The sequence below is a fragment of the Paenibacillus sp. EZ-K15 genome (genome assembly GCF_002573715.1).
Lineage (GTDB): Bacteria > Bacillota > Bacilli > Paenibacillales > Paenibacillaceae > Paenibacillus_AQ.
Window position 1 is genome coordinate 279792 of record NZ_PDHM01000021.1, and the last position, 19101, is coordinate 298892.

Here is a 19101-nt window from a genome sequence, read left to right on the forward strand (position 1 = left end):
ACTTTCTTATCTCTAAAAAAAGAGCGATCCGCACGGGAATCACTCTTGTAACGTAAGCCATATATGACTCATAACATGCGCAGGATCGCATCCTTGCCAGCCAAGCCAGGATGAATGCCCCACTTCTCCGCCTCCAGGGTTACCGATTCCAGCGGCGCCTCCAGCAGCTGCTCCAATGTGCGAACCCCTACGGCTCTTCCTGCGATAATCTTGCGGTCCGCAAGCTTTTCGTTAAGGAGGCCCACATCGAGTGCACCGCACATAATATAGCCGCGGGAAGTGTATACGGCCAGCAGCGTTGTTTTCGGAAGCTGTACCTCGACGCCCATAACAGTATGTCCTTCAATATCGATCGGCAGTAAAGTCACCAATATCAACAAACCTCCCCTCACGTCGGCTTAGAATTATGTTTATTCTTTTGGAACCGACATGGTGCGAATGTCTCTGATATTATGCATTCCAACCTACGTATATGGTGCGAATGACTCGTAAGTCAATAGAATAAAGATGAAATACACATGACATTAGGACTATTAATATTCGAAATTTATGGTATATTTGATTCAGTAGAAAACATGTGAAAGCTGGTGAATGATAAAAGCTATGAACACAATTCCTGTCACCGATGATAACGGCTTTTTATTCAACGTTGATATTCTGGTCAAGAGTTCCTCCAACGCACTGGCTTTGCAATATTTGCTAGAAATGCTGAACGACAAGGCTGAAGTCGTCGATTTCCGGGTTAAATCCGGAATGGAACTTGGAGAAATTATCAACACCTTGGTTCAAGCCAAGAAAGATTCCGTTATTAGCAAAGCCTCCGGGAAGATGGCTTCTGCCGCTTCTCAGAAAGAGAAACCTGCGCCACCTGTGCCACCTGCGACATCCTCGCCGGAAAAAAAGATCGCTGCAAGCGTACCCCCTGTCCAAACTCCACTCACCGGAAGTGATCCTTTCGAATGGATTAAAGTATACAGTAAGGACAATCGCCTTGTTCGCCTGACAACCAACCGCCACGGTAAGCAGACAAGTCTGCCCTGCCGGATTCTCAACTATGATGAAAGCAATTTCCTGGTCAACGTTTATCATGTCGATGAGAAACAGGTGTATACCTTCAAGCTCAATGAAATTGACGAGTTCAGCGTCAGCTGAGTTGGTATCACATCAACGGAATCCATTTTAAAAAAACGGCTTCGCCGCCCCATAAGAAGGGATCGGTGAAGCCGTTTTTTTAACATCAAGCATTTTTTCGGGAGAGCGCCGAAGACATCAGCATCAGCCAACCCACGATAAAGGAGACACCGCCGATCGGCGTGATCGCCCCAAGCCACTTGATGCCGGATATACTTAACACGTAGAGACTTCCGGAAAATATGACGGTTCCCGCGATGAATAAAGCCCCTGCCCAGAACAGCTTCCGGGATTCGCCCAGAACCTTCGCCACAATCCCCGCAATCAGCACCGCAAGTCCGTGAATCATATGATAATGAACTCCGGTCTCATAAATGGCAAGTTCGTCCGGCGTAATCTTATCCTTCAGCATATGGGCACCGAATGCCCCGATAGCGACAGACAATGCCATCAGGATCGAACCCCATGCAATGAATCTACGACTCATGCCTTTTCAACCCCTTTTGTCAGTGGACACCCGTGTCCTTATGTAATCAAATTAAGTTTAACGGATTCGATGAAGCTTTTCCACCGGCATGCAAGCGCTTTGGACTTGATTTCAGGGCCATTTTGTGAAAGATTAATAAGGATGTCTTTTTATTGAAGACCCACATGTACCTATTAGAGAATGAATTCTTAAGTTAGGAGCGATTAAACACATGGATCAACAATCACCTTCCTCCCCATCCGAGGACCAAGGTTCACCCAAACGACCTAAAACCACATTTATTCCACCCGAGGACAGAAAAAACTCTCGCTTCGGCATCGCCTCATTCATACTGTCGATCGTGACGCTGCTCGGGTATATTCTACTCGGCGCACTCGGCACAACGATGATTGAGCCTTACATGACGGAGAATGGACCGATTCTTGAGCCGACTCAGGAAACGCTGGAAGCGATGACCACGCTGGCGGCCGTGTTCATCCTCGTCATGGTCATCAATATCGTCGGCTTGGTGCTTGGCATTGTAGGCTGCTTCTCCAAAACGCGCAAGCGTGTCGTCGCCGTCATCGCAACCATCGTGAATGGCGTAGTCATTATCACCATCGGAGCTCTTTTCCTATTCGTATTAAGTGCTTAAGGAGCACCACTTCGAGACACTTGCCTGATTCATCTCAGGTTAAGTGTCTTTTTCATGACAAACCCGGATTCATTACTCACATATCGCTCTTTCTCCCGAATATAATGAATTACTACAGCCGAAAAGACGGCAACCGAGTCAAGGCTACACTTGGGAGGTGACTGTCCATGCAAAATGAAGACGCTCTGTCGTTTGTCGTATCCCGTGAAGACTGGTCGCTGCACCGCAAAGGCTACCAGGATCAGGTACGTCATCAGCATAAAATCCGTGAAGTCATCAAACGCAACCTGCCCGACCTTATTACCGAGGAAAACATTATTCTGTCCGACGGAAAGCAGATCATTAAAGTTCCGATCCGAAGCCTTGACGAATACCGTTTCATCTATAACTACCAAAAGCAAAAGCATGTCGGTCAGGGCGACGGTGACAGTCAGGTTGGGGACGTCCTTGGACGCGACCCTTCGTCAGCCCAGCCCGGTAAGGGGGAATCGGCCGGCGATCAGGCAGGGCAGGACATCGTGGAAACCGAGGTCAGCCTGGAAGAACTGGAGAACATGCTGTTTGAGGAACTGGAGCTCCCGCTGCTGCAGCCTAAGGATAAAGAGCAGATCGAGACAGAATCCATCGTTTTCAACGACATCCGCAAAAAGGGCATCATGTCCAACATTGACAAGAAGCGCACCATCCTGGAGAATTTGCGCCGCAATGCCAGAGACGGCAAACCCGGCATCCACGGCATCAGTCCGGACGACCTGCGCTACAAGACTTGGGACGATACCGTCATTCCGGAGTCCAATGCGGTTATTATCGCCATGATGGATACGTCCGGGTCCATGGGCTCCTTTGAGAAATACTGCGCGCGCAGCTTTTTCTTCTGGATGACCCGTTTCCTCCGCAAACAGTACGAGAAAGTAGAAATCGTGTTTATCGCCCACCATACCGAAGCAAAAGAAGTGACCGAGGAAGAGTTCTTCACGCGAGGTGAAAGCGGCGGAACCATATGTTCATCCGCTTATCAGAAGGCGCTTGATATTATCCATCACCGTTATCCCCCTTCCCAATACAACATTTATCCCTTCCACTTCTCCGACGGCGATAATCTCACGTCCGATAATGAACGCTGCGTCAAACTCATCGGCGAGCTGCTGAAGATAAGCAACATGTTCGGTTACGGTGAGGTCAATCAATACAATCGCAGCAGCACGCTGATGTCGGCCTATAAGAATATCAAGCTGGACCAATTCATGTACCATGTCATCAAAGACAAAGGGGAAGTGTACGAGGCACTCAAAACCTTTTTTCGTAAACGGCAAGGAGCCGCCATTTAATCCATATAAAAATTTATAAAAGGAAAATCATGGATGCATGTTCATCCAGATATCTGAGGAGGCGGGGACCTCCTCTTTCTTATGGCCTACTGCGATACGGCTAACAGATCGTTACCGAAGCATGGACAACGGAGTCTGCAGACTTTTCCTTTCGAATGAAAAATCTGTTTTATTATTGACATCTTAATGTAGCCGTAGCTTCACTTTTTTGTCACCTTCTGATTTTCCAGGAATGATAGTATTAGCTATGACATCTTGTTGCAGGATATTACAGGATTCGATATGCGTCTCCTTAATTTAAAATATCCTCCTATAAAGGAAAGGGAAGGTTTACCATGTTCCAAATGACACATTCACTATTCAGCACCCAGACGTTTGAGAATATGTCCTACATATTATCGCAGCGGCTGTTACAGGGCGGCATAAGCGCAGATCCTTCGAAAGGAGCGATCTCCCGTGCCAGCATCAGATAAGCCACGTTCACGCTACATGCCCGGTCTCGATGGGCTTAGAGCCCTCGCCTTGATCGGAGTGATGGGATACCACTGGAGTTTTGGTTTTGCAGGCGGTGGTTTTCTCGGAGTAAGTTTATTCTTTGTACTGTCCGGGTATCTCATTACAGATATTCTCGCATCGCAATGGCATCACCAGCGCCGGATCGATCTGAAAGATTTCTGGATACGAAGGTTCCGGCGGCTCCTGCCGGCCATGCTGCTCATGCTGTTCATCCTTGTGGTATGGGTTACGCTGTTTGACCGATCGCGACTGGCTACGCTCCGGAGTGAGGTGCTCGGCGCCGTTACATACATAAGCAACTGGCAGTTTATTTTTCAGCAGCAATCTTATTTCGAATCATTTGGCCCACCTTCTCCACTGGGGCATTTCTGGTCGCTTGCTGTGGAAGAGCAGTTCTACATACTGTGGCCTTTGATCATGTTAGCGGTTCTCAAGCTATTCCCCCGCAGGGGACAGCTGTTTATTTTCATTGCTGCCGGAGCCGCGATTTCGGCTTTGGCCATGGCGATGATCTATCAGCCGGGAGATGATCCTAGCCGGGTCTATTATGGAACGGATACCCGAGCGTTTGGTCTGCTCATCGGAGCTGGGCTGGCTGTCGTATGGCCCAGTTGGAAGCTGTCCACCCCTGTTTCAAGGGCTACCCGGCGCAGACTCAATGTGACAGGCGCCGTGGCAATGCTTATCATACTCTCCATGATGTGGCAGGTGGACCGTTACGATTCGTTCCTGTATCAAGGAGGCATGTTCCTCTTCTCTCTTGCCGCCGCCGTCCTCGTTGCGGTGTTGGCGCACCCAGGAGCTTCGATCAGCCGCTTGTTAAGCTGGAAACCCCTGTTATGGATCGGCGTTCGATCCTATGGGATTTACTTATGGCATTACCCGGTGATGATCCTGACCTCACCTGCATCCGGAGCAGGCGATCTGAGTTTGCCTCAGGTTGCACTGCAAATTGCGGCAAGCGTTCTGCTGGCGGCCCTATCCTGGAAGTATGTTGAAGAACCGATACGACATGGCGGACTGAAGAAATTATGGTTTAAGGCCCGATCCATTCGGCGCCGTTCGACTTCGATTTCGTTAAGAGGCTGGATCGTGTCGATAAGCTCGCTAATTCTAATCGGCGTTTTTTGCTCGGGGATGATGAGCAGTGTATCCTCTGCGAGAACGGTGGGCGATATCGCCGCCATGCTAAACCTCGATGACCCTGCCCCGGAAGAACCGGACCAGACTGAAGGTGGAGAGCCCGGAGCGATGGAGCCACCACAAGGACAATCGCCGCTTCCTGCAGACACGAACGGGAACGTAACCCCGCCGCCTACCGACGCGAAGCAGCCTGGTGTTGTGAAGAAGCCAAACTCCGATGAAGAAGCGGATCAACTGCGGATTCCAGATGGAGCAACAGGGTCTGGCAATGACGGTGCTGGCGGGAACGAAGAGCCGGATCATCCTGTTGGAAATGACGTTGACAATAAAGATGAGCCAACCGACGCAGGGAACGGAAGCTCCGATAAGGCTGATTCCGGGAAAACAATCCCGGATCAACCGAACGAAGATAAAGCTGGTAAACCTGGTGAGGATAAGACTGATAAGCCAGCTCAATCCAAGGACTCGGCAGGCGAAACGACAGGCGGAAAGAGCAATCCTACGAAGCCAACGAATGAGCCTCAAAATCCTCCGGTATCCAAGTCCGCCATCACGGCCATTGGAGATTCGGTCATGCTCGGGGTCTCCCCTTATCTGGAGAAATCGCTGCCTGGCATTCACATCGATGCGGTGATAGGCCGCCAAATGCGTCAGGCCGATGACCTGATTCCCGTTATGAAAGCCCAGAACCGGATAGATGGCGGCATTATCGTCATCGGGCTAGGAACCAACGGGGCGTTCTCGAAAAAGGATCTGGATTCTCTTCTGCGTCCGCTGGATTCGGCTAAGCAAATTCTGCTTATCAATACACGGGTTCCACGTGATTGGGAACAGAACGTAAACGGCATGCTGGCAAAAGCGGCTGCCCAGAACCCGAAGGTTACGCTGGTAGATTGGTATTCAGCCAGTAAGGATCATCCGGAATACTTCCGGTCTGACGGCGTCCATCTGGAGCCAGAAGGTGCCGAGGCCTACACGTCCATACTGCTTCAAGCTATCAAGAAATAAAGCGTTTATCCTGATTCTTGCCATCATTCATTCTCATATCGTCGACCTGATCTCATCCTTCTGTGAGACAGGTCGACTTTTTAGTTATATACGTAATCGGAAGCAGCAATATGATATAATTCGGTTACTTAATCTCATTATTTCTTAATAGAAGGCGGTGTCCTGGTATATGAACAATATCGTGACAATGAAATGGCTGCTGGCGAGACTCTATGAACCCGATCTGGTCATCGTTGACTGCCGTTTTGCCCTCGGCAAGCCGGAAAGCGGCCGGGCCGCTTACGAGGAATCGCATATTCCGCGTGCCGTTTACCTTGACTTGGAGAAGGACCTCTCCTCCCCTATCACCCAACATGGCGGACGCCATCCTCTACCGGCCCTGGATCAGCTTGCACAGCGTCTCGGCCAGTCCGGTATTCAGGAGAGCAGCCGCGTCGTCATCTATGACGACCAGGGCGGAGCCATGGCCAGCCGTCTATGGTGGCTGCTGAAATACATCGGGCATGAACAGGCTTATGTGATGGATGAAGGCTTTACGGCTTGGAAGGACGCTTCGTATCCGTTAACGGATGAACAACCGATCGTGATTCCGGTACCATATGAAATCAAGCTTAAGCCCGATAAACTGGTCCTCGTAGATGAGGTACGCGAGGCGTCGGTGCAGGGTACCCAAACGATTATCGATTCCCGTGAGCCCCGCAGATATGCTGGAGTCGAGGAGCCTTTGGACACCAAGGCCGGACATATTCCGGGGGCGGTGAACTACTTCTGGAAAGGGGTCATGGACACCTCTGGACATTGGAAGGATGCAGGCGCGCTTCGCGAGCATTTTACCAATATCCCGCAAGATGCCGAGATTATCGTATACTGTGGCTCCGGCGTCACCGCTTGTCCGAACGTGCTTGCCCTGGAGGAAGCCGGTTACGGCAACGTGAAGCTATACGCAGGGAGCTGGAGCGATTGGATCAGCTACGAGGAGAATCCGGTGGCGACTGGAGAGGAATAGGAGCTAAGACGTGAACATGATATGAATGATGATTACATCGCCATTAAGCTTGTATGCCTTGGGCGATGTAATAAGGAGAATGTAGATGAAAACATATATTGTGTTTGGTGCTAGTAAGGGATTGGGAGATGCTTTTGTTAGGGGTGTACCTCAGCGAGGAGATAAAGTTTGGGTGGTTGCTCGCAGCAAGCCTGAAAGTTTGGATTTAGAGGATGGCATTGAACGGGAATGGATACCAGCGGATTTGTCTGAGTTCCATTCATCGACACTGATTAAGGATAAGCTGCAGAACGAAACATTGGATGTTCTCATATATAATGTAGGAATTTGGGAAAAAGAAGGTTTTGAGAATCATTATACCTTCGATCACGATGAGCCTGCTGACATCAGTAATCTTATACAAGTGAATATTACTGCTGCAATTGTATGTATTCAAGCGTTATTGCCTCATCTTCGTAAATCTAATGCAGGAAAAATTATCCTTATTGGTTCGACAGCAGGCCTGAATAATGCGAACAGCAGTCAAGTTTCTTTTGTTGCCTCAAAATTCGCTATTCGAGGAATTACAGAGGCTCTTAGGGAGCACACGAGAGAAGATGGTATTGCTGTGACATGTATTAATCCTGGTGAATTGGCTGCTGAAATTCCATATGAAGAAGGGGTTGATCGTGCCCTTTCTGCCTATAATGGGACACGTATTCCGCTCCAGGATATAGTTTCCTTAGTAAAATGTGTGGTCAGCTTGTCTAAAGCAGCCTGTGTCAAAGAAATCAATATTCCGGCGCTAATGGATACGAATATCTAACTATACCATATGATAGCTGTACGCCGGCAGCTCGAGCGATTGGATTTGTTATGTGGGGAACCCGGTGGATTGGGACGTGTAAAAAGATTAAAATCAGCAAAAAGCCCGCTACCATAGCGGGCTTTTTGCCGATTTTATAGCATCTGCACTCTTACATCAGTCTCCCTGATAGATGCTCAAGAGCCATCGATTGTATCCGCTTCTCCTCGGCGATATTCTCGTAGAGAAGATCCTCTTTGCCCGCTTCAGCCATTCGCTTGCGGATGGCGGCAATCCGGCCTTTGCCGGAATCGATAAACCGGAAGTCTACCTGCCGCAGGCAATCCATATCCGCCAAGCCGTCCAAGGCTTCCGCTTTGATCCTTGTAGGAATCTCCTTTAACATCAGAACCTCCAACCGGTCGGCGGTCCACAAGTTCCTGATCTCCTGCAAGGATTTCATGTAATCCAGCTCAAGCTGCCGGAGATTTCGCATATGCGAGAAATCGCACAGGCGCTCGACTTTCGGCAGCGACAAGTGAAGGAAAGCCAAATGATCCAATACCGCCAGGGCATCGATATTCGTCAGGTTTCGGACGGCAGAGAGCCTTAGCATACTTATATTGGAGTTAGCCAGCACTTCCAGCGAACCGTTCAAAATACAGCTGTCTATGGCCAGATACTTCATCAGCGGCAAATCCACGGCAAAATCCAGCTGGTCGATCGCGCAGTTCAGGACCAGCGTATCCAGCCGAATGCAGTCCGCTATCGCAGATAGATCATCAAATTTGCCACTGAGCTCAAGGTATTTTAAAAACTTGTAATTCTGGATAAAGTCGAGATCTTGCGTTTTGGGCGAGCGTATCTTAAGAAACTCCATTCGATCCATCCCACCCAGCCTGTTCAAATCCTGTTGCTGTTTGAGATCCAGGTGCAAAGCAGCGACAAACTTCAATCCTGAAAGTGTCTCCAAAAATTCCTCCGTATAACGACCTTTCGGCTCGGCATGATAGATATGCAATATCAAGTCCGGACGCTTGGAGAACACCTGTTTATCCAGCTTCAGCAGATCTTCTGCTTTGTCTGCCCCAACAACAAAACCAATGGTTGCACGGTTCCTCAGCTGTTTAACGGCACTGTCCATTTTGTCCGTGCTCCAGGGGACCCCGCTCATCGATGCAGCCCACGGCTCGCTCATTTCGTTCGCCTCCATTTCTTTGAAAGGAAATTAAAGTTCTATAAGAAAAAAGTCCATTTGAGCCTCATGCCACCATTAAAGACCCGCTATCTTCTTCAACATGCCCCGCACATGCGTCCAGTCTGCCGGAATCTCTCTTTCGATCTCCTCTAATGAGGCAAAGGCGAATTCCTCCAGGCGCACCTTGATATTGGAGCGGATGTAGTCCTTGTTAGTCTTATGCTGGCGCAGCATTCGCTCATAGATTTCCAGCAAACCGGGATCGGTGACCTCCCTAAGTGCCTGTAGTGCGGCATGCTGGACACGTACCTCTTCGTCCTCCAGTGCCCGCATGAATTCTGATACATAGTTCGCCTTATCCGCCGATTTCCCTGCCAGATAAACTGCCTGAATACGAAACTCCAGGTTAGGGTGCCTGAAAAAAGGAATGAGCAGCGGTAGCGGCTCAACCCCGGCCTCGTACAGAAGCTGACTGCAGAGACGGAATGCCTCCTCATTCAGCTCCTGCGGGAGCAGAGCGAGCAGTTCGTCCATAAAGCGCCTCTCCCCCTGCGGCATATACCATTTGATCAGCTGCATGCCCAGCAGTCGCGCCGCGGGGTCCTGACTATGCAGCGTCCTCCGGATGAGCGGATCGGCACGGTCAAAATCCATTTTGGCCAGTACTTGCAAAGCCAGGTTTGGAATATTCCCCGGGCCCCTCTCATATTGATCGACTAGAAAATCTGCGGTTTCCGGTGCAATGGAAGGCAGTTTAAGCATGCCTTCCAAAGCCTCGTACCGGGTATATTCATCCCGTACAGTATGGTACAGCTTCATCAAGGCCTGGTCATCCCCTCCTCTTCGCAGCCCAAACCAGGCGCTCTCATAACCAGCTATGGTCTCATCCAGCCAGCGTTCATACCAATCCAGAAAATGCTCCTCATATGTAAAAAAGGATTGGTATTGATCTAGATCAAGATACACAACTTTTCCGCGGTATTCTCCGGTAACGATCAGCATCGTCTCATAGCCGCACCCCTGTTCTCCGATATTCAGCAGGCCCTGGCACCACTCAGCCATAGCCTCATCGTACGCCTCATCGTCTATATCATTATCGAGACAAAGTTTCGTCATCTTTCCAGCCGCTTGATCCTCCCTTGCTCGGAGCACCGAGGGTCCATGAATCCGTTCCAGCCCAATCACCTGCTTCTTCCCAAGCGGATGAATGCCGTAATAGGGACCTGCTCCTCCATTTCCAATCTCAGTAAGAAAAACCCTGTACGCATCCGGAAGCTTAACGCCATGCTGCTGCTCAAACTGCACAAGCTCTGCCTGACTCAACGGCTCATTCAACCGGTATTGGTGCATACGCGCACCGAATACCTGACAGTTCGGATCTGCGGCAGCCGCCTGTTTCAGCTTTTCACGAACTCGCAGCACCTGCTCGCCATACATTCTGTTCACTCCTTAGATATCCATATAATCAGTCGTTTGCGTCCCGGCAATGACCGTCCAGGCTTTTTCAGACAGCCATCGACATGAAGCTGTCCGCATCCACGTTCTACCCTTTGATTCGACCCAGATAATAGTCAAGATACTTCTTCGCTTCCCTGGAAGGCCTCATCATGCTGCTCCAGTTCCAAACAGACCAGCCGAGATCAGGAGCGGTCCGGTGTCGATACTGGAGCCCCTGGTTTGCAATGAAATTTCGCTCCAGGATAACTTGAGATCGTTCGGTGTAGAATGCCAACGGATACGGCAATAACGGCAGCCGCTTGATTCTTACTGTATAAACCCTTCAATTTGACTGGGGGTTCATGAGTCGGGTAAATTAGTGACTAATCGGTAAAGTATAGTAATTAAATGCTTGATCCAATAAGGCACTAGCCTCTTGACGTTTCAAAAGTTCTTTTGAACGGAAGTTCACGGAGCCATCAGATTTAACCTTGGTATCCGGGTCCATGATCCCTTGGGATATAAGCGCTTTGATGGCTTCAACTGCCCAGGCATCCGTTGTGCCACTCAGTTTAACCTTCGTTCTAGGCTCTACCTGTTTCAGGTTTTGGATCATCACCGCCGCCATTTGTCTAGTGATCGGAGAATTAGGCTGATAATTAGGCAGTCCGGCTTTCATCTGCTTCTTATTGAGTTCAATCATGTAAGGCTGTTTATGCCACCCATGGGCGCGAAGTAGCACTTCTGAGAATTCACTTTGAGTCATCGTTCCTTTTGGATCAAAGGTATGGGAAGACTTCCCGTTCATGACTTTCAAAGCCTTGAGATTGTTAATATATGATTTATACTTACTATTCGCAGGTACATCAGAGAAAGGTGAATCAACGTTAACTTTTTCTGAAAATGCAACTAAGTCTGGTAGACCCGTAGAATACATATATGCAATATGGCCAGCTGCGTTTTTCTTAAACGTCATTTTAGTACCTGATTCATCTTCGAACAATAAAGGGTGGATCATTTTCAGCGTATGCTTGCCTGAAGCTGTTTCCGTAACTAATTTCCCGTTCGAATAAGAAACCATAGTCCTTGAGGCCTCCATACGCGTGTTTTTATATAATCCGACATACGCTTTGGCTTGCTGCTCACTGATTGCCGAATAGGTTGGCTTTGAAACTTCTGTCTTTCTTGGATAATAGTGATTCATAAACGCTTCATACACGTCAATGCTCACATAGGGGTTGTCGTCATTGTTGGACATATACAAGGCTACATTTTTCTCAGGCAGAATAACAATCAGGGATGAATGCCCTGTAACATTCCCTCCTTTTAGAATCACATGTTGACCATTCATCTTCTCATTGAAGTAGCCTTCGAACCCGATTGTTGTAAGAGGAATCGTTTTATCAGCAAAAAACTGGTATGTGTGCATTTGCTCTATGCTTTTTTGGCTCACAATTTCTTTGCCATCATACTTTCCTTTGTTCAGATGCATTAAGAGATACTTTGCCATGTCATCTGCTGTTGAGATGATACCACCTTCAGGTTTTTCTGTAGGCATAGTTCCATCCATGGGGATCTTTTCACCCTTCGGTCCATAGTGAGCAGCCATTCTGCCTAATAGTTCGGGCGTAAACCGTACATTCGTTGAGGTCATGCCTAACGGGTTGAAAATGTTTTTCTCCATATACTTCGAATAGGGCATTCCCGAGACGTTCTCTACCGCATACCCCGCTAGCAAAAACCCAAAATTGTCATAAACGTATGCTTCTCCCGGAGGCCTCACAACCGCTGACATATGTGATTTGACAAAATCCTTTATTGGAAAGTTTTTGTTAACATATTCCGGTGAATAATACGAAGAGATATCGGGTGATTCAAATCCGGTTGCATAGGTAAGCAGATCATACATGGTCAGCTTTTTCCCCGTTTTATTCGGAATCTTCACTCCTCCTAAGTACTTTTGAATGTCGCCTCGTAAATCGATTTTCCCCTTATCGACCATCTGCATAGCCGCCAAGGCCGTGAATGTCTTGGTAACAGAGCCGATCTGGAAAACGGTGTCTTTATCAACGGGAATCTTCTTTTCTTTGTCAGCATAACCGTAACCTTTGCTTAGTAACACTTTCCCATCGCCCACGACCGCAAAATTAGAACCGACTGTGTTATACTTCTTCATCACGTCCGCAAAAACGCTATCTGCAAATGCTTCTAGCTCCTTGGCATCGCGGGGCCCCTCCAAGCTAGAACTTACAGATGCAATGGGTGTGGCCATTGTTGCGCTAGCTGTCGAGCTGCTAGCTGGGATACATGCGGTCGTTGCCATAGCGGATAATAGCAGAACCGCGATGGTGCGAGTCTTTTTTTTCATACATGGTCTCTCCTCAAAATGTATTTGCCTCATAACAACTGGCTGAACCGAGTATGGCAAAAGGCTTGTCATATCAACAAGTGTCATTTCGTCACCCACAATGCCAAGACACTTCAAAATGTCATATGACAATTAGGCACTAGGATTTATGACCATAAAAGATTGCTCAACAAGTATCAAGAATTTGGATGAAATGGTCGTTCAAGTGAAAGATGCATTCCTAAAACTGGGGAAGAGCTCACAGGTGTTAAAATAAACCATTAGACTCGAATTTTCACACAGTATTTTTTGAACCTCCGACTTCAGTTTAATCACTTTAATTAAGTAAAGTATTATAGTTCTAGTTAAAATGGTACCAAACGATGGATAAATATTCCACTACAGCAGGGAATCTTTTATCGATAGGCGCACCACCGCCGCTCTATTAATCCAGTGTAACAAGAAGAAGCCGCCCCTCCTGCTAGAAAGGGGACAGCTTCTTTTCAATCCTATATGAAACTTAAACAAGATGCCAAACTACCTCCGCGCATATCCAGCAAGCTTCTTGCTCACGCAGACCATGACTACGGCAAGGCCAAGAAAATACAAGGGCATCACGATTAACGAGCCATTGTGAAGAAGACTCATGCCGCTCGTAATCAGGCTGACAACAATGTAATAACCCAATCCGAAGATCGCTCCTGCCGTTCCGAGCACATCTCCATATTGGTTCAGCGCTAGACTAAGGCAATTCGGAATCGCCATTCCGATGCCGAGCAGCAGAATAAAAATACACGCTACCATGAACACCATATCCATTAAAGTGGCGTTAATTCCGCTAACAGCAAGAACGGTAAGGCAAAGGGCCCCCAGCATCGTAATGATCGTGCCGATCACGATAATGCGCTCAGCCTGGAACCTGGTCAGCAGTTTCTTCGACAGCATCGCACCTAAGATGGATGACATCGCAACAAAGATACCGAAGAAACCAAAGCCACCGGGGCTCATCTGAAAAAATTCAATAAAAATAAACGGGGCCTCCGCATAGTAACTGAACAATATGCCGTTGGTGGCTCCAATGAGAAAACCGAATCCCCATATTCTGGGGTCAGAGACCAGGCGCTTGCCCACGGAGAGGGTGTTAATCTTCGAGACCGCCTTTACCCTGGTTTCAGGCAGAGAAGTCCAGGTATACAACAAAATGGCGGCGCTCATCAAAACCAACGTCAAGAACACTGCTCTGAAACCAAGAGATTGATCCACCCATCCGCCAATGAGCGGCCCAATAGCGGGCGTAAACGCAAGCGCTGCCGAAATCTGGGCAAACACCGCATGACGCTTGGCTCCATCGATACTCTCACGCAAAATGGTTTGGGTGACGACCGAGCCGGTGCTGGCACCAAAAGCCTGAATGAATCGGCTCACCAATAACCATTCGGCCGAACCGGATAGATAGCAGCCCAAGCTGCCTAATCCATAAACCAGGATGCCCCACAGCATAGCAGGACGACGTCCGATGGAATCCGAAAGCCTTCCCCAGCAAAACACTCCGAAGGCAAAACCTAAGAAGTAAATGCTGAGCGTTAGTTGGATTGCATTGTTGCTTGCTCCCAATTGATGGGCAATGTCCGGTAATGAAGGTGTATATATCGTTTCACTAATTTGTGGGAAACCCACAAGGATAATTAATAACCATATGGATGGATTTGAGATTTTTCTTTGCACAGCTAACATCCCCCTTATCATTTCAAAAAATCTCTAGTTGGCTGGCAAAGAAATTACGGGATCGGGGGTTTGCATTTCGTTAGTCTAGTAAATGAAAGCATAAAAAGTCACCTTTTTTTCTGAATAAGGGGGTTATATCTACCGAGTATTATAGCAGAATTGCAGGCAAAATGCGCTCTTGAGCTCTTGATTCTCCCTCCCACGGGAAGCCTTACACTTTGGGCCAGGGGCAGCAAAAACAGAAAAATGAGAGAAGGTTTTATTTTTTTGAGGAATTGATTGCTCGTACTTGCATCACAATCAAAAAACAAGGCACCCGCCATCCCTGAAAACTTACAGGACCATGCGAGCACCTTTTATTTATCAATTCTTCTTGGAGAGCCATTCTGCCAATTCTTCCGTCTGGGCTAGAACGGCAAGCGGATCGTAATACCAGGAACGCTCCTCGGGCCATACATACATGTTCCCCTTATTGACCGCAGGGAGACTACCCCAAATCGGATCCGCTCGGAAATCTTCGATCGTACGCGTATTGGACGTCATAATAATGTAATCGCCCGCGTATTTTCCTATCATTTCAGCCGTTAACTCAGCCCATTGCTTCTCTAATATTTCCGCAGCCACCCCGCCCGGAGGCTTTCTTCCCAATGCCTGATAGACAGGCTGACCGCCACGGCCGAAATTATCACCGTACACCCAGGTTGTCTTCTCGCCGTCTTCCAAAATGCTAAAGGTCGCATCCGCCGGAATCGCTGCATCGACTTTAGCTTTGGCTGCGGCAATACGCCGATCATACTCCTCCAGCCAGGTTTTGGCTTCCTCTTCCTTACCAAATAACTCGCCGAAATAAGTCAACTCTTCATGGGCATTCTTTAAATCTCCATATGGAATGACGATAGTGGGTGCGATTTTGCTTAGCTGTTCATAGGTTGATTCCCCATTGCCGGTAATGATGAGATCCGGGTTTAAAGCCATGACTTTCTCGACCGACGGTTTTCCGTAATCCCCGATATCCTCGATTCCTTTTAAGGATTCTTTAAAATAATAATTTTTGATGGTTAGCCCCGGCGCTCCAACCGGAATGACATCAAGCGCAATCAGGCTGCCCAAATATTCTTCTGCGACGATGCGCTTCGGACTCACCGGAACTTCGATATCGCCATTGACGGTAGAAACGGTTTTCACTTTGGATTCTTCCGCCGAATTCGTATCCAGCGCTTGCAATGAATCATTAGCTGCGGTCGGTACGGTCTCCGTGTTATTTCCCTTACTTGTCTCTCCTGCTCCACAGGCACTGAGCATAAATGCCAGAAAGAGCACTGCGGTAACAAGAGTTACACGCCTTCTGCTTAAACTACGAAAAGAAAACACTTTATATCCCCCTTATGTATCGATAACGATAATCATTCTCATATAAACATTACCTCCTGTCCCCTCCAATGGCTATGCCTTAAAATGATGTCTACTCATGCAAATTTATGATGTCCTGTCAGCACTTTCATTAATTCGCGCAGCTGTGCTTGCGAGGAGATGGGATCATATCCGAAGAATAATTCCGGTTGATTCAGAACATAGACTCGATTGTGCCGTACCGCATCCAAATGCCGCCAATCCGGTGATCTGAACAGTGCTTTGACGCGCTCCAGACCGTAGGGATGGTTAGGTAATGACGTTATGAATATATGATCGGCCACGTAAGAAGCGACCTTGCCGATTGCCGCTTCCACATATCCGCGGCGATGGAGCCCTTCATCCACCAGCCCGGCAGGCGGATGAAATCCAATATCGTCGTATAGAATCTGGCTCCCTCTGCCAAAACTGCCGCTGAAGCAATAGGCTGTCTCCGCGCAAAATTCCCAGACGATGGCGCTTCCCCGCTTACTAAGCACTCCATTGAGTACCTCATTCGAGTGATCGACCCGTTCGTTGTAACGCGACAGCCATTCCTCCGCTGCCGCATCTTTATCTATAGCGGAAGCGATGAAGCGGAATTGCTCGCGCCAGCTCATCGTCTTGAACGGCAGCTCCAGGACAGGCGCCAAAGCGAGTAGCGCCTTGTTCTCAATTGCCGAATCGTAGCTGATAATCAGATCCGGATTGGATGAAGCTATCGTCTCATAATAATGATCGAATGCGAGAGCATACGGGTCGAAACGATGGTCTGCACTCAGATGATTGCTGTATGGGGTCTGCTGAAGCCAAGGGGTATACACCCCCAGCTCAGGTGTAACGCCAAGCGCCAACAAGGATGCCGTATGGTTTAGGTTCAATGCGGTGATTCGCTTCGGTTTACGTTTATAAGCCGTGGGAGACATGCCTACGGCTTCCTTGAATTTACGGCTGAGGTACAAGCCCTCCTTATACCCTACTTCCTGTGCCAGCGTATTTAAATCTTGCGACCCGGTCAACAGTCGTTCTTGCGTTTTACGTATTCGAAACAGGGTCAAGTATTCATTAAAAGTACGTCCGGTATGCTTGCGAAACTTGCGCGAGAAATGCTCCGGACTAACACCCGCCCTAGCGGCCATCTGCTCTCTTGTCAGATCTTTATAGTAGTTCTCTTCCATATACTGCAGGGCTTGTTCCACCCAAGATCGTTGCTGTGAAGATGATCTGGATATCGTCTCCGCATGGATCTCTTGCAGCAGTTTAATGAACAGATGCTGCAGCTGAAAAGGCTCCCCGTGATTCGCACCTCCCCAGATGCTCTCAAGCTCTCCGGCCAGCCGTAAAATCTCGGACGGAATGTCATGAATCGGAACATTACATTCAAGTCCGTAAGATGCGCTGTCATCTACACATAAGCATCGATATTCCATATAAAGCCCCCGTAAAGGCGTTAATCTTATGGACTCCAGCTTGAGTTCCGTTAGGCTGCCGGAACCAAATACGCTTCCTCTGAAAACCGGATAGGATCGCTCATCCGCATGCAGCAGGCCCTCTCCCTCCTGGATGATCACGATGCGATAGCTCTGCTCTTGGTGATTTCCGCTGGCGTTCGGAATCTCTTCATCCAATCCCATTAGACGAGTCGGTACGTGAAAAAAATGAGGGGGAAGTTTATTCGTTGAAGGTAGTGACACGGAACGCCCTCCTTGATTATGATAATCATTATCAATTAATGTGATGTTATTATACCAGATGCTTTGCTCCATCTGTTACGTTAAATCCATTTCATAAGCTTCCTCCTTCCAAGCAATCATGACGAAGCCTTATCTAAAACATTCGACTTATGTGACGGGTTTCGCCGACCATTCCTGCCCTAAACCTACATAAGCTCTCCACTTGCTTAAATGTGCTACGCTTGAATTCAGAACCACTCATTCCACAGGGAGGAAGTGTGCACGATATGATACTGAACCATCTTAATCTCACTGTCACTGATGTAACTGCGGCAAAGGAATTTTTGCAAACCTATTTCGGACTCAAAATCGGAGGCGAGCGCGGTCAGTCATTTGCAGCGCTGTTTGACGATCAAGGAATGGTGCTGACTTTAATGCGGGGTACCGAGATTAACTACCCCAAGACGTTTCATATTGGCTTTATTCAGGAAAGCGAAGCGAAGGTAAATGAACTCTATCAGCGTCTAAAGGATGATGGTTTCGATGTCAAGCCGCCCCAAAGAGCCCACGGATGGACATTTTACATTAAGGCACCGGGCGGGTTTACTGTCGAAGTTCTGGCCTAATCATCATCGTTACATGGGACAACGCCATTCCTCATCCGCTACACGCAAAAGCCCACGCATCACGCGTGGGCTCTTATGTTATGTCAGGCTTAATAAAGCTCCCATGTCTCCGTGCATAACGTCAGCAAAGAATCCGCAACCCGCTCGCAGTCCTCATAGCCCAAGCTGCCGGAATGCGCGAACAGAATCGGATATTCACCGTTTACCGGCTCTTCCCTCATATCGAACATATAATGATTTCCGCTTCCATCCATAGCAAACGATACAGCCTTCGGCATATACTCCGGCAGCTCGTAAGCCAGGTTCATCTCCCTCAGGTCATCCGTGCTAAAGAACTGAAAAAGACGTTCTCCCTGTTGAAATTCCCCGCCGTTGGAATACTTCAATAAGTCCAAATAGCTTGCGGGGAAATTCCTCTGGGGCAGCTTCCAGCCTGCAGGATCGAGCGGCGTATATTGATCGTAAAAGGGAGACGTTTTGTGAAAAGGATTCACTTGTCTTCCCTTGATTTCATCCATTTCTTGCGTAGACAGCTCCGTATTCCACTCCTTAACAAAACGAGTCATTTGTTCACCGGTCGCGCCGGAACGTTTGTCATACGGGTGCTCAAAATTGATATTCCACATCTTGGCCTTCCTCCATCCTGGTACTTCCTGTCTTGGATCTTCT

Annotated in this window: 17 protein-coding genes; 7 read left to right on the top strand and 10 right to left on the bottom strand. The window is 48.3% G+C overall.

Annotation, left to right across the window (positions count from 1 at the left end):
* Positions 1-68 precede the first annotated feature (68 nt).
* Positions 69-371 carry a YunC family protein gene (locus CRG97_RS25335; RefSeq protein ID WP_098748449.1) on the bottom strand — a complete coding sequence of 101 codons (303 nt, stop codon included), beginning with the start codon at positions 369-371 and terminating at the stop codon, positions 69-71.
* 232 nt (positions 372-603) lie between these two features.
* Here CRG97_RS25335 and CRG97_RS25340 point away from each other — a divergent pair, with 232 nt between their 5' ends.
* A complete protein-coding gene (locus CRG97_RS25340) occupies positions 604-1152 on the top strand; it encodes a hypothetical protein (RefSeq protein ID WP_237566579.1) in 549 nt (182 codons plus the stop codon).
* An 85-nt stretch (positions 1153-1237) separates the two neighbouring features.
* Here the strand turns inward: CRG97_RS25340 and CRG97_RS25345 are convergent, their stop codons facing one another.
* Positions 1238-1618, bottom strand: coding sequence for a DUF423 domain-containing protein (locus CRG97_RS25345; RefSeq protein WP_098748451.1), 381 nt, complete (start codon positions 1616-1618; stop codon positions 1238-1240).
* Positions 1619-1829: 211 nt separating this feature from the next.
* On the opposite strand from CRG97_RS25345, the gene CRG97_RS25350 reads away from it, so the two are divergent.
* The 5 genes from CRG97_RS25350 to CRG97_RS25370 all read left to right on the top strand — a co-directional run bounded on the left by CRG97_RS25350 (position 1830) and on the right by CRG97_RS25370 (position 8058).
* Positions 1830-2252: a hypothetical protein gene (locus CRG97_RS25350; RefSeq protein WP_076324378.1), complete on the top strand. Its 423-nt coding sequence runs from the start codon at positions 1830-1832 to the stop codon at positions 2250-2252.
* Between the two features lie 167 nt (positions 2253-2419).
* Entirely contained in the window at positions 2420-3580 is a 1161-nt protein-coding gene (yhbH, locus tag CRG97_RS25355) for a sporulation protein YhbH (RefSeq protein ID WP_098748452.1), read from the top strand.
* A 456-nt stretch (positions 3581-4036) separates the two neighbouring features.
* Entirely contained in the window at positions 4037-6247 is a 2211-nt protein-coding gene (locus tag CRG97_RS25360; RefSeq protein ID WP_098748453.1) for an acyltransferase family protein, read from the top strand.
* Positions 6248-6416: 169 nt separating this feature from the next.
* Positions 6417-7253: a sulfurtransferase gene (locus tag CRG97_RS25365; protein ID WP_098748454.1), complete on the top strand. Its 837-nt coding sequence runs from the start codon at positions 6417-6419 to the stop codon at positions 7251-7253.
* A gap of 85 nt (positions 7254-7338) precedes the next feature.
* Entirely contained in the window at positions 7339-8058 is a 720-nt protein-coding gene (locus CRG97_RS25370; RefSeq protein WP_098748455.1) for an SDR family NAD(P)-dependent oxidoreductase, read from the top strand.
* Positions 8059-8209: 151 nt separating this feature from the next.
* Here the strand turns inward: CRG97_RS25370 and CRG97_RS25375 are convergent, their stop codons facing one another.
* The 7 genes from CRG97_RS25375 to CRG97_RS25400 form a co-directional block, all read right to left on the bottom strand.
* On the bottom strand, positions 8210-9235 hold the full coding sequence (locus CRG97_RS25375; protein WP_098748456.1) for a leucine-rich repeat domain-containing protein: 1026 nt from the start codon (positions 9233-9235) through the stop codon (positions 8210-8212).
* Between the two features lie 75 nt (positions 9236-9310).
* Positions 9311-10672, bottom strand: a complete 1362-nt coding sequence (locus CRG97_RS25380; protein ID WP_098748457.1) for an SMI1/KNR4 family protein — start codon at positions 10670-10672, stop codon at positions 9311-9313.
* Between the two features lie 106 nt (positions 10673-10778).
* Positions 10779-10979: a hypothetical protein gene (locus CRG97_RS33035; RefSeq protein ID WP_153047513.1), complete on the bottom strand. Its 201-nt coding sequence runs from the start codon at positions 10977-10979 to the stop codon at positions 10779-10781.
* Positions 10980-11048: 69 nt separating this feature from the next.
* Positions 11049-13040, bottom strand: a complete 1992-nt coding sequence (locus tag CRG97_RS25385; RefSeq protein WP_098748458.1) for a serine hydrolase domain-containing protein — start codon at positions 13038-13040, stop codon at positions 11049-11051.
* A gap of 516 nt (positions 13041-13556) precedes the next feature.
* Positions 13557-14744 (bottom strand): multidrug effflux MFS transporter, encoded by a 1188-nt coding sequence (locus CRG97_RS25390; protein ID WP_098748459.1) that lies wholly within the window; start codon positions 14742-14744, stop codon positions 13557-13559.
* 363 nt (positions 14745-15107) lie between these two features.
* Positions 15108-16115, bottom strand: a complete 1008-nt coding sequence (locus CRG97_RS25395) for an ABC transporter substrate-binding protein (protein ID WP_098748460.1) — start codon at positions 16113-16115, stop codon at positions 15108-15110.
* Between the two features lie 95 nt (positions 16116-16210).
* A complete protein-coding gene (locus tag CRG97_RS25400) occupies positions 16211-17827 on the bottom strand; it encodes a helix-turn-helix domain-containing protein (RefSeq protein WP_237566580.1) in 1617 nt (538 codons plus the stop codon).
* Between the two features lie 266 nt (positions 17828-18093).
* Here CRG97_RS25400 and CRG97_RS25405 point away from each other — a divergent pair, with 266 nt between their 5' ends.
* Positions 18094-18432: a VOC family protein gene (locus CRG97_RS25405; RefSeq protein ID WP_098748462.1), complete on the top strand. Its 339-nt coding sequence runs from the start codon at positions 18094-18096 to the stop codon at positions 18430-18432.
* Positions 18433-18521: 89 nt separating this feature from the next.
* On the opposite strand, the gene CRG97_RS25410 is transcribed toward CRG97_RS25405, so the two are convergent.
* The gene (locus CRG97_RS25410; protein ID WP_098748463.1) at positions 18522-19058 is read right to left on the bottom strand and encodes an SMI1/KNR4 family protein; all 537 of its coding nucleotides are present in this window, start codon (positions 19056-19058) and stop codon (positions 18522-18524) included.
* Between the last annotated feature and the right edge of the window lie 43 nt (positions 19059-19101).

Excerpts from the sequence above, each read along its gene's own strand:
- CRG97_RS25385 (WP_098748458.1), bottom strand. The coding sequence starts at position 13,040 with ATGAAAAAAAAGACTCGCACCATCGCGGTTCTGCTATTATCCGCTATG.
- CRG97_RS25345 (WP_098748451.1), bottom strand. The coding sequence starts at position 1,618 with ATGAGTCGTAGATTCATTGCATGGGGTTCGATCCTGATGGCATTGTCT.
- CRG97_RS25340 (WP_237566579.1), top strand. The coding sequence starts at position 604 with ATGAACACAATTCCTGTCACCGATGATAACGGCTTTTTATTCAACGTT.
- CRG97_RS25365 (WP_098748454.1), top strand. The coding sequence starts at position 6,417 with ATGAACAATATCGTGACAATGAAATGGCTGCTGGCGAGACTCTATGAA.
- CRG97_RS25375 (WP_098748456.1), bottom strand. The coding sequence starts at position 9,235 with ATGAGCGAGCCGTGGGCTGCATCGATGAGCGGGGTCCCCTGGAGCACG.
- CRG97_RS25350 (WP_076324378.1), top strand. The coding sequence starts at position 1,830 with ATGGATCAACAATCACCTTCCTCCCCATCCGAGGACCAAGGTTCACCC.
- yhbH (WP_098748452.1), top strand. The coding sequence starts at position 2,420 with ATGCAAAATGAAGACGCTCTGTCGTTTGTCGTATCCCGTGAAGACTGG.
- CRG97_RS25405 (WP_098748462.1), top strand. The coding sequence starts at position 18,094 with ATGATACTGAACCATCTTAATCTCACTGTCACTGATGTAACTGCGGCA.
- CRG97_RS25370 (WP_098748455.1), top strand. The coding sequence starts at position 7,339 with ATGAAAACATATATTGTGTTTGGTGCTAGTAAGGGATTGGGAGATGCT.
- CRG97_RS25410 (WP_098748463.1), bottom strand. The coding sequence starts at position 19,058 with ATGTGGAATATCAATTTTGAGCACCCGTATGACAAACGTTCCGGCGCG.
- CRG97_RS25380 (WP_098748457.1), bottom strand. The coding sequence starts at position 10,672 with ATGTATGGCGAGCAGGTGCTGCGAGTTCGTGAAAAGCTGAAACAGGCG.